The 11,353-nt window shown below is 38.5% G+C and carries 8 protein-coding genes; 7 read left to right on the top strand and 1 reads right to left on the bottom strand.

Annotation, left to right across the window (positions count from 1 at the left end; genetic code table 11):
* Positions 1-24 precede the first annotated feature (24 nt).
* The 5 genes from PQ456_RS13440 to PQ456_RS13420 all read left to right on the top strand — a co-directional run bounded on the left by PQ456_RS13440 (position 25) and on the right by PQ456_RS13420 (position 8,501).
* Positions 25-3,222 carry a glycosyl hydrolase gene (locus tag PQ456_RS13440; protein WP_273612748.1) on the top strand — a complete coding sequence of 1,066 codons (3,198 nt, stop codon included), beginning with the start codon at positions 25-27 and terminating at the stop codon, positions 3,220-3,222.
* Between the two features lie 134 nt (positions 3,223-3,356).
* Entirely contained in the window at positions 3,357-4,721 is a 1,365-nt protein-coding gene (locus tag PQ456_RS13435) for a glycoside hydrolase family 140 protein (RefSeq protein WP_273612747.1), read from the top strand.
* Between the two features lie 6 nt (positions 4,722-4,727).
* A complete protein-coding gene (locus PQ456_RS13430) occupies positions 4,728-6,395 on the top strand; it encodes a response regulator transcription factor (protein ID WP_273612746.1) in 1,668 nt (555 codons plus the stop codon).
* Positions 6,392-8,254 (top strand): cache domain-containing sensor histidine kinase, encoded by a 1,863-nt coding sequence (locus tag PQ456_RS13425; protein WP_273612745.1) that lies wholly within the window; start codon positions 6,392-6,394, stop codon positions 8,252-8,254. Before PQ456_RS13430 ends, PQ456_RS13425 begins: the two co-directional genes overlap by 4 nt.
* A gap of 22 nt (positions 8,255-8,276) precedes the next feature.
* A complete protein-coding gene (locus tag PQ456_RS13420; RefSeq protein WP_273612744.1) occupies positions 8,277-8,501 on the top strand; it encodes a bacteriocin immunity protein in 225 nt (74 codons plus the stop codon).
* Positions 8,502-8,510: 9 nt separating this feature from the next.
* On the opposite strand, the gene PQ456_RS13415 is transcribed toward PQ456_RS13420, so the two are convergent.
* Entirely contained in the window at positions 8,511-9,104 is a 594-nt protein-coding gene (locus PQ456_RS13415) for a TetR/AcrR family transcriptional regulator (RefSeq protein ID WP_273616320.1), read from the bottom strand.
* A 251-nt stretch (positions 9,105-9,355) separates the two neighbouring features.
* On the opposite strand from PQ456_RS13415, the gene PQ456_RS13410 reads away from it, so the two are divergent.
* Positions 9,356-10,114, top strand: coding sequence for an SDR family oxidoreductase (locus PQ456_RS13410; RefSeq protein WP_273612743.1), 759 nt, complete (start codon positions 9,356-9,358; stop codon positions 10,112-10,114).
* A gap of 288 nt (positions 10,115-10,402) precedes the next feature.
* Positions 10,403-11,341 (top strand): ABC transporter permease, encoded by a 939-nt coding sequence (locus PQ456_RS13405; RefSeq protein WP_273612742.1) that lies wholly within the window; start codon positions 10,403-10,405, stop codon positions 11,339-11,341.
* Positions 11,342-11,353 lie beyond the last annotated feature (12 nt).

Below are 11,353 nucleotides of genomic sequence, written 5' to 3'. Positions count from 1 at the left end.
ATAACTTCAAAGGTGGAGATATAGATGAACCGATCTTCATGGATAGACAATAATCATATATCAACAGATCAATCAGCAGAGCCTAATATTGATCAGCAATCCTCGGTATCAATATTTGATACATTGCAGAATCCGCCAACGATGTATCGAGCGATTCCTTTCTGGTCATGGAATGATGATCTCGACCCGCAAGAAATTCGTCGACAAGTCGGTGAAATGAAAGCGGCTGGCTTAGGTGGATATATTATGCACGCTCGTGCAGGATTAGAAACACCCTACATGGGCGAACGTTGGATGGAATGTATTCAGGCTGGTATTGAAGAAGGGCAACGATTAGGAATGAATGTCTGGTGTTATGACGAAAATGGTTGGCCTAGCGGATTCGCCGATGGTGTAGTGCCCCAGTTAGGGCTGGACTATCAGCAAAAATGGCTTAAATTAGAAGCACTATCAGAACAAGAAGATCATAATATACAAGATGATACTACAATTGCATGGTATCGAATCGAAAATGAACAATGGGTTGTGATGGACGAACGCTATAAAGAAATTGCTCAATATCGAGCTTATTATGAAGTGAATCCATACTATATTGATACATTAGATGCTCAAGTGGTACAAGCTTTTATTGAATCTACGTATGAAAAATATCATCAACAATTTGCTACCCATTTTGGACAAGCGATTGCAGGTGTATTTACAGATGAACCTCAATATGGACGTTATCAGATTCCATGGTCTTTTACATTAGAACAGCAATTTCAACAGACATATGGATATTCGCTTCTTACCGAATTACCTCTTCTTTTTCAAGAAAGCAAAGGATATGAAACATTTCGCTATCAATTTTGGCAACTGGTTACCGCATTATTCAGTCAATCGTTTATGAAGCAAATAGGGGATTGGTGTGAAGAGCGACATATACGCTTAACCGGGCATGTGGTATGTGAAGATCATTTGACAGCTCAAGTCGGTTCTGTAGGCGACGCTATGGCTTCCTACGAGTATATGCAGACTCCGGGAATCGACTGGTTAGGCAGAGGCATCGATCATCCATTAACACCCAAGCAAGTGAGTTCTGTTGCACATCAATTAGGTCAAAAATTCGTCTTATCTGAAACATTTGGCTGTAGTGGATGGAATGTATCTTTTGCAGATCTAAAATGGATTGCAGAATGGCAATATGTACATGGTGTTAATTTGATGTGTCAGCATTTGGAAGGGTATAGCTTGCGCGGAATCCGTAAACGGGATTATCCACCTTCATTGTATTATCAGCAACCCTGGTGGGAAGAATATCATAAGTTTAATGATTATTTTGGGCGACTATCTATGCTAATGGCTGAAAGTCACAAGCATATTGATATTCTGTTGTTACATCCTATTCGTTCGTCATGGATTGCTTATAATGATCAGATCAATACCGAAGGTGAACGGATACATCAAGATTTTGTGCAAATTAGTCAATGGTTATGTGAACTTCAGCGTAGTCATGATTACGGTTCAGAATCGATTATAGCTCATCATGGGCGTATACAAGATCAGCAATTGTGGATAGGTGAAGCTTCGTACCAATTAGTCATTTTGCCTCCGATGATAACGATAGCGAGTAAGACAATAGACTTGTTACTGTCATGGCTAGCACAAGGAGGACAGGCGATAGCTCTAGGTACATTACCTGTCTTGATTGATGGACAACCAGATCAACGTCTGCTTCAACTTGAACAGCATGTAACTGTATTGAATATTGATCGAGAATTAATATCGCATGAACTGGATCAACGATTATCTGCGACGATCAAGCTTCATCAGCTCACACCTGTTGTACCTGCACAGCAAGAGTCAATATCTTTATCTGCGACAGATCATTCTCCGATTCTGACCCAGCGAAGTACATTGGAGAAATACGAATTATATTATCTCGTCAATACTGATCGTCATACCAGTTATACGACAGAGATTGAATTTCCTTGTCAGGGGCATCTAGAAAAGATCAATCTTCAGACAGGTCATATTCGTACTGTATCTACAGCAATGATTGTTGCAAGTGATAGTCATACCATGAGTATCAAGCTTACATTTGCACCAGCTCAATCTTATCTATTTCGCATATTGCCAGCTCAACAAGCAACTGATCTGTTACCGATTGCTGAATCTTCGCTACATTCTCGTTCGGTTATAAGCGACCAGCATAGTGTAGAAATGAGTTCGAACTGGCAAGTGATGCGAAGTGATCTGAACAGTTTAACTTTAGATCGGTGTCGATTACAGATTGATAAAAATGAATGGAGTGAACCGCAACCGATTATTTTTTTGCAAGATCAATTAGTGAAAATAGGAAGAGCAGTTGATATTGGGTTGTCTTTTGAATTACAGCTACAATATGAACCTCAAAATCATCAAGAAATGTATCTGGTGATAGAACAACCTCACTATTATCGTATGACTATCAATGGAACATCTGTAGATCTTCAGGATAGTGGGTGGTGGCGAGATATTTCATTTCGCAAAATCAATATTCAAAATCATTTGCATCAAGGTGTGAATCAGATCGTTTTAGAACGTCATTTTCAAAATTCACAAACTACATTTGATGCGGTAGCACGAGCACAAGCCTTTGAATCTGAAAGCAACAAGTTGAGTTATGAAGCAGAGATTGAAAGTATTTATATTTTGGGAGATTTTGATGTGCATAGTCTTACCCCGTATGAATACGAAACAGGCGACAATCATAGTCTGTATACTCAAGGGGAGTTTGTACTGCAAGAAGTCACTCCTACAGCGCAGACAGGAGATTTAACTACACAAGGGCTTTTATTTTATGCAGGTAATGTAAAATTACAACAATCTATAACGTTACCAGAAGATATAGCGGATCGCAGAATCTATTTTCAGTGGGATCGTCCTGATGCGGTATTGTCCAAGCTATGGTTGAACGGGCAAGAAGTGCATACTTTTTTGTGGGCTCCTTATGAGGTGGAGATTACTTCTTATGTGCATAGCGGTGCAAATGAAGTGATTATCGAATTGTTTTCCAGTTGTCGTAATCTGTTAGGGCCGCATCATCATATTCGTGGGGAGTTAACGATGGTAGGGCCGGATAGCTTTAAAGATACACCGAGCTGGACAGATGGTGATATTGATACCGAACATATCTATACACCACATTATTGTATGGTGACATTTGGCTTAACTAGCAACCCTGTTATTTGTATGTATTAAAAATATACAGTTCAGACAATATCTTAAAAAAGGTTGCAATCATACATCAGCGGTTGCATCCTTTTTTTGAGTTTGAGTTTGAGTTTGAGTTTGAGTTTGAGTTTGAGTTTGAGTTTGAGAGGAGTGTTATAGATATGAGTGAAATATATGATGAACATGAATCTATTCCGCAGATGTCTCGTTTGAAAGTCAGTCCGAATCAGCGGTTTGTCATACAGGAAGATGGTACGCCTTTTTTCTGGTTGGGGGATACTGCATGGGAATTATTTCACCGCTTGGATCGAGAACAAGCATTGATGTATTTAACGTGCCGGGCAGAGCAAGGTTTTAATGTTGTGCAAGCTGTCGCGCTAGCTGAGCTTGATGGTATCACAACAGGAAATGCTTATCATAGAATGCCTTTGCTAATGAATAAAGCAGGGGTATATGATCCTTGTCTGCCTGATACTACAGGAGATTATTCGTACTGGGATCATGTTGATTATATTGTAAATACAGCGGCCACACTTGGCATCTATATTGCTTTTTTGCCAACATGGGGCGATAAATACAATCAGTTATGGGGAAAAGGCCCTGAAATATTTACAGCAGATAACGCATATACATATGGGCAATGGTTAGGAGAACGGTATCGGAATTGTAATAATATTATATGGGTACTCGGTGGAGATCGTTCGCTCGATCAACCTCATCATATAGAAATTATCGATCGTCTCGCAGAAGGATTACAAGCAGGTGATGGTCATACTCATCTGATTACATTTCATCCGAAAGGTTCAGCTTCTTCATCTCAATATGTACATCCCAAATCGTGGCTAGACTTTCATATGATTCAATCCGGTCATGCCGCAGGTGTACGTAATAATTATGTGATGATCCAGCATGATTATGAATTACAACCGATCAAACCTGTACTTGAAGCAGAACCCTGTTATGAAGATATTCCGATAGATTTTCAAGCCAGTAATGGATATTTTGACGAGGTAGATGTACGGCAGACTGCTTATTATGCTGTACTTGCTGGTTCACTGGGGTATACGTATGGGCATCATTCAGTATGGTGTATGAGTGATGGGATGTATGCTTCTACAGCATTGGATGAAATCGGTGATTTTATTATAATGTCGTGGCAACAAGCATTAACTCGTCCTGGTGCTGAGCAGATGAAGTGGTTGCGCCAACTGATGCAATCGGTTGATTTTGTAACAGGTGTACCTGATCAATCAGTAGTAACAGCTAACTTTATAGGAGCTAATTATCAAGTGGCTAGTCGTGGCGTAGATTACATTCTAGTCTATTGCCCTCAAGGTCTGTATGTTAAAGTAAGATTAGGTATCCTGAATACAGATCAAGTCAGTCTGAACTGGTATTGTCCACGAAGCGGACAATTATATCCGATCGCTATAGTGGCAAATGATGGAGTACATACACTAATCGCTCCATCCAGTGGACGAGGTCAGGATTGGGTGTTATATATTCATTCTGTACGTAAGGAGTGAGGTTGAATGTATAAAGTGATGATTGTAGAAGATGAGATGCTTGTACGCATCGGGTTGAAAAATTCAGTAGACTGGAGCAAGTTCAATATGCAGGTGATTGCTGATCTGCCAGACGGGCAAAGTGCCTGGGAGCAGTATCATCAAGAGCGCCCTGATATTATTATTACCGATATTCGAATGCCCAAAATGGACGGCATGGAATTGATCGCTCATGTGCGTGCAGAAGATAAATCGACTCGGATTGTTGTCTTATCTTGTCTGGAAGAATTTGAACTTGCACGTAAAGCAATGTCTCTAGGCGTATCCGGTTATATCCTCAAACTAACGATGACTGAAGAAGAAATTCAAACGATATTACAGACGATTCGTAATGAACTAGATCATCAGCAACGTGCCAGAGTAGTCGAAGATAACCCTTCATTGTTGCCTTCTAATATCGAATTGATCAAAGAAAAGTATATTAAAGATTTTCTGTTATACGGTATCTATTCTGTCGAGGAATTTGAACGATTTGCTGTACAGAGTCAGATGCAATTGTCACCTGTACGTCTGGTTGCTTGTGTGATGGAAGTGGATCATTATTCCAAATTAAAGCAAAAATTTAAAGATGAACATGGTCATCTAATCAAAATGACATTACTTAATATGTTAAATGAAATTACGACTGCTTTTCAAAAAGGAGAAAGTCTTTATATTGATGAGACCCATTATCTTGTATTGCTGAGCTTTGAAGATATATTCTCCGAGCAACAGATCCGTCAGCAGACATTATTAATTTTACAACGGGTACAACATGTGATCGGAACGTATTTTAATAGTTCAGTTTCTTTTGGTATAAGTGAAATAGATAACGCTTACAAATCGCTTCCTCGCTTGTATGTAGAATCTTATGAACGATTACAGCATAAATTTCTTATCGGTACAGGATTGTATCATACAGGGCAGGAACATATAGATGTTGCGCCGATTCAAGCTCAATTAGAACAGATTCGTCTGTATCGTCCTTTACGCGAATTATTATCTCCGATGAAGCAAGAGCGATATGACGATTATATCCGTATACTGGATGAACATTTATATGCAGATCGGCGATCGATTCAGCATTTGCTATTTCAATTGATACAATGGATCAGTACCAGTCTATATGATTATCATCAAAATGAAAAAACGATTTTGTTCAATATTACAGATCAGCTAGAACAGTGTGATACATTGCCTGAAATGCTTGCCCAAATTCAATTATATCTGTCTGAAGTGGTAGAGCAATCACGCACAATGATGCATATGAGCAGTGAAATTACCAAAGCGATTCAATATATTAAGCAACATCACACCGAAAATATAAGTTTGCAACAAGTGGCTGCCCATGTGAATTTGAGTTTTGGTTATTTGAGTAATTTGTTCAAAAAAGAATTGCAAATTACGTTTATAGACTATCTTAATCGCTACCGGGTCGAACGGGCAAAAGAGTTATTAGTCGGCACTTCGCTCAAATCGTACGATATTGCAGCTCAAGTCGGATTTTCACCAGAATATACGTATTTTAGTAAAGTGTTCAAAAAAGTAACCGGACTGAATCCTAATGAATATCGCCGTCAATATTGGACACAAGGAGAAGGGACTTCTAATTTACATCATTCTTCACCATCTGAATCGCTGAAAGGCACGTTATGAAAAAGCTACGCTGGCGTAAAATACAAAAAATTAAAAAGATTGGTAAAGTGCAACATTTGGGTACGCAATTAATCGTCTTTTTTATGGCGATTAGTATTATTGTATTTTCGATTGCTTCGTATTCGCTGTATTCATTTATGTTGGGATTGATCAAAGAACAAAACGAAAAGTTGTTATTACAACAATTCCAGCAATTGGATCATAATATTCATAGTCTTGTAGGAGATGTAGATCGCTTATCCAAGCTTTTTCTGCTGGATGATCATGTGCAGAATTATATTCAAAATACGAATATGAACACAGAAATCGATATGATTGATTTGAAAAAGGCGATCTATGGACGGATCACTAATTTTATCAGCAACTATAACTATATTCATTCGATCTATATCATTTCAGATACACGGGGAGCGTTAGGAGGCAATACCACGCAGACACTGGTACATGGAGAGCAAGCATGGACAGATCGCTTTTTTCAATCCGATGGATATGAGAAAGCAAAGCAAGCTTTTCCTAATCTAATCATCGAAGGTGGAATCAAAGAATCTTACTATAATCCTTATAATGTAGGTCAATCCGATGGCAATCTGGTGAGCTTGATTCGTGGAGTTAGACCTATTTATGAACCACGTACCACTGCTACACTGGTATTCAATATTGATGAAACGTACTTGGCTTCTACGTATGCAGCTTCTCTTGATATGGCAGAAGGAGATATGTATATTGTTAATGAGCAAGGCGTGATTATTTCGGCTAATCGGGCTGAACAAGTAGGTACACAAAGTCCTTATAGTCCGCTGCAAAACAGTTATGCTAATTTTGGTAGTTATGATATTACGCGCGATCATGAGCCGTTACAAGTCGTCTATTACAAACTGCAAGATGCCAATTGGTATCTGGTACGTGAAGTGCCATTGACTTTATTTTCAGAACAGATTACTGCAGTACAGCGGATTATGTTAATCGTATTCTCATTAAGTATTCTGGTTATTTTTTGCGCGACTTATTTTTGGTTACGTAAATTAATTCGTCCACTTCATTTATTGGCTCACAAAATGAAAAATGTCAGTCAAGGAGAATTGGGAGTAACATTTACAACGATTCCTAACAATGAATTTGGTATGGTGATGAGGCGATTTAACGAGATGTCGCTGAGTATTGTAGAATTGCTTCGTAGCAATAATGAGATTCAAGAGAAACGACGCGAATTAGAAATTGAAGCGTTACAATATCAGATCAATCCGCATTTTCTATACAATACACTCAATATGATTCGCTGGATGGCTTCCGCTGTAAAAGCAGATCACATTGTTAATAGTGTAGTAGCATTAGGCAATATTTTGCGTCCTGTATTTGCAAGTAAAGATACGATGTGTAGTTTACGTGATGAAATTAATTATTTGGAGAATTATATCAAAATTATCAATTATCGCTTTAATAATACGATTACATTCACATTTGATATTGAACCTTCTTATTTGGACTATCGAATTCCACGCTTTATTTTGCAACCGTTAATTGAGAATTCGACCAAATCAGGCAGACCGGATGATAACGTGATTGATATAGCGATAGAAGTCTATGAACAGGATAATGATCTATGGATTTCAGTGATAGATTCTGGTCGTGGCTTCGATCCACAGATGCGTGAACAATTAAATAATCAGTTGCAGAGCGGAGACAGCTATACTTCGGAACAACAAGAATACAGCAGTGGAGTCGGATTATATAATGTGAATAAGCGCATACAGCTTTATTTTGGCAAAGAGTACGGTATTCAATTGCCTCAAGTTCCTTATGGAGCAGAAGTTGCTATTCATTTGCCTCGCTTATTAGAAAGTAAAGATCATATCTTATAAAAGAAAGGATATCCTAATCACTATGAGCCAGCTTACACGAACCGAATTAATAGAATTGGTTGAACGCATTATCAGCGCAGAAGGCAGTGAAGCAGAGATTGATGATTGGTTAACTATTGTACAGCAACATGTACCTCATCCTGAGATCAGCAATCTGATTTTCTGGAATGAAGAAGAGTGGACAGCGACTCAAATTGTAGACGAAGTGTTAGCATATCAGCCGATTATTTTACCACCGCCATCTTGAACCAATAGACTAAGATAAGGGATTATTCCGGTGTCCATTTTGTTGAGTAATGATCTGTAGTAGCTGTTCAGACATATAATTGGCACTGTATTGGAAGTCATTTTGGATCCAGGCAATAATAAGTCCCCATATAGCATAAGCTTGATAACTAGCATATAGATCGATATTGATCCCTGCTTGATTCATCGCGCGAATCGCTTCTACATTGCGCATATCCTGAATACACAATTGTTGCAATTCATAACAAATACGTTGTTGAAATCCGGGCAAAGCGTTGGAATGTGTAATCAACTGATAAAAGTTCCGATGAGTCGCCACATGATCGAAAATCTTAATAGCCGATGCTACCATTTCTTGAATAATTAATGTGCTGACATGACGGTAAGGTTCTTCATACGAATCTTTGAGATCAACAATTACACGTTCAATAATATCGTCGAGCAAGTCTTCTTTGTACGTATAATGCTTGTAAAATGTACCACGATTCACGTCTGCTATCGTGACGATATCGGTGATGGTAATACTGCGAAATTCTTTTGTTTGCAACAACGATAACAACGCATCTGTTAACGCTTGTTTGGTTTTGCGTATTCGTCGATCTATCATAGTGACTCTCCTCTGGCATCATTTCGTCATTGAGCAATAATTAGTCTGTGATTAATCTGTAATTTTATCGAGTCTAAAAAAAGATAATCAACAATCAGTATGATAACTGTTTATTTTTCAACATAATGATTCTTTTTTGCTGATTGCATGTCTATGTTTTAGATTTTAAGATAATTATAACAGATGTTTGTTAACCAACAGATGTTGATTAATAACGATAGAAGCCATAGATCGCAGGAGGAATCACGATGAGATTAGAAAACAAAGTTGCTGTTATTACAGGAGCCGCTTCAGGAATGGGTAAAGCGATTGCTTTACTGTTTGCACAGGAAGGCGCTAAAGTGGTCGTTTCTGATATTGCGCAAGCATCAGCACAATTGACTGTTGATGATATTTTGGCTCAAGGTGGTGAGGCTGTCGCTATCGCTACCAATGTCACGCAAGAAGAGCAAGTACAATTGCTTATTCAGACAGCGGTTGAACACTATGGCACACTAGATATTCTCGTAAATAATGCAGGCATTATGGATAACTTTGTACCGGCAGCAGATGTAACCGATGAATTATGGGAAAAAGTATTTGCGATTAATACAACAGGAACGATGCGAACAGTCCGTCAAGCATTGCCTATTTTTACAGAGAAACAAAGCGGGATTATTATCAATATCGCTTCAGCAGGTGGATTAAATGGATCAAGAGCAGGAGCGGCTTATACTGCTTCCAAGCATGCTGTTGTAGGATTAACCAAAAATATCGGGTTTCAATATGCTCCATTAGGGATACGGTGCAATGCAATTGCTCCGGGCGGTGTTGCTACTAATATTGGCACTACGATTAGTGAACCGAATCCATTTGGGATGGAACGGGCTATGATTGGCATGGGCTTAAATCCTAGAAATGGTCAGCCAGAAGATATTGCTAAAGTGGCTTTGTTTTTAGCTTCAGAAGATGCTAGCTTTGTAAATGGGACAGTGATTGTGGCTGATGCTGGTTGGACAGCTTATTAAGATATACACGATTGAATAATATCTAACCGAATATAAAGTAATCATAACGTGTAAAGCATTCTAGAGTGAATCTGGAATGCTTTTTTGTGTTGTATTTGTTCAACTTAATCTGTAAATGATTCAAGAATAGCGAAGAAGCATCTGTATATTATTCAATTCTATCTACAGATTGTTCATTCAGTCTGTACCGGTATACCTTTACTATTAAAAGCAAGCAAACGATCTTTATACAACTATTGAATCTATAGATTCTGCACTCAATAGTCATCTATCGAAGGGGGTTCCGCTATGGATATTACGTACAAAAAAGAAAAGGTCGTTCAGATCAAAAGGCGGAAATATAATGCCGATGGAATTCGTTTATTACTTATGACTATTCCTTTCCTTCTTTTTGTAATCGCTTTCAGTTATGTGCCACTGTTTGGTTGGGTGTATGCCTTTTTTGATTACAAGCCAGGTATACCACTCAGCCAGACAGCTTTTGTAGGATTAGAACATTTCCGCGAAATGTTGCATGACCGCGATATGGGAAGAGTCATGATCAATACATTAGCTTTGAGTGTATTATCTATTTTATTTGCCCCTTTGCCGCTAGTGTTAGCGATTATGGTGTCAGAAGTGCGTAATGGATTTTTTAAACGTCTTATTCAGACAACGACTACATTACCGAACTATATCAGCTGGATCATTGTATTCTCATTAGCTTTCAGTATGTTCAGTTCTGAAGGGGCGATTAATACAGCAATAGATCGACTGGGGTTAAGTGATACTCCGCTCAATGTATTGGGAAATGCAGATCATGTCTGGTTAGTACAGACGTTGTTATTAATCTGGAAAACGATTGGCTGGAATGCGATCATTTATCTTGCGGCGATTGTAGGAATTGATGGAGAACAATATGATGCAGCGAGGATTGATGGAGCGGGACGATTACGAAGTATCTGGTATATTACCATTCCGAATATTATGCCAACGTTTATTGTCTTACTTTTGTTAGCGGTTAGTAATTTGCTTTCAGCAGGGTTTGAGCAATATCTGGTATTTAACAATATTATGGTTGCTGACAAAATTGAAGTACTTGACCTCTATGTGTATCGTCTGGGATTGGTCACTAATGACTATCCGTACTCCACTGCTGTAGGTATGTTCAAATCTGTAATTAGTATTGCGCTGTTATTTATGATCAACAGCCTATCCAAACGAGTACGTGGCGAAAGTATTATTTAATCATTAAGAGCA

It is taken from the genome of Paenibacillus kyungheensis, assembly GCF_028606985.1.
GTDB classification, from domain to species: Bacteria; Bacillota; Bacilli; order Paenibacillales; family Paenibacillaceae; genus Saccharibacillus; species Saccharibacillus kyungheensis.
This window is presented reverse-complemented; position numbering and strand designations above follow the sequence as displayed.

What these genes read in the sequence shown, in the direction of transcription:
- PQ456_RS13435 (WP_273612747.1), top strand. Translation starts at nt 3,357, where the DNA reads ATGAGTGAAATATATGATGAACATGAATCTATTCCGCAGATGTCTCGT.
- PQ456_RS13420 (WP_273612744.1), top strand. Translation starts at nt 8,277, where the DNA reads ATGAGCCAGCTTACACGAACCGAATTAATAGAATTGGTTGAACGCATT.
- PQ456_RS13440 (WP_273612748.1), top strand. Translation starts at nt 25, where the DNA reads ATGAACCGATCTTCATGGATAGACAATAATCATATATCAACAGATCAA.
- PQ456_RS13405 (WP_273612742.1), top strand. Translation starts at nt 10,403, where the DNA reads ATGGATATTACGTACAAAAAAGAAAAGGTCGTTCAGATCAAAAGGCGG.
- PQ456_RS13430 (WP_273612746.1), top strand. Translation starts at nt 4,728, where the DNA reads ATGTATAAAGTGATGATTGTAGAAGATGAGATGCTTGTACGCATCGGG.
- PQ456_RS13410 (WP_273612743.1), top strand. Translation starts at nt 9,356, where the DNA reads ATGAGATTAGAAAACAAAGTTGCTGTTATTACAGGAGCCGCTTCAGGA.
- PQ456_RS13425 (WP_273612745.1), top strand. Translation starts at nt 6,392, where the DNA reads ATGAAAAAGCTACGCTGGCGTAAAATACAAAAAATTAAAAAGATTGGT.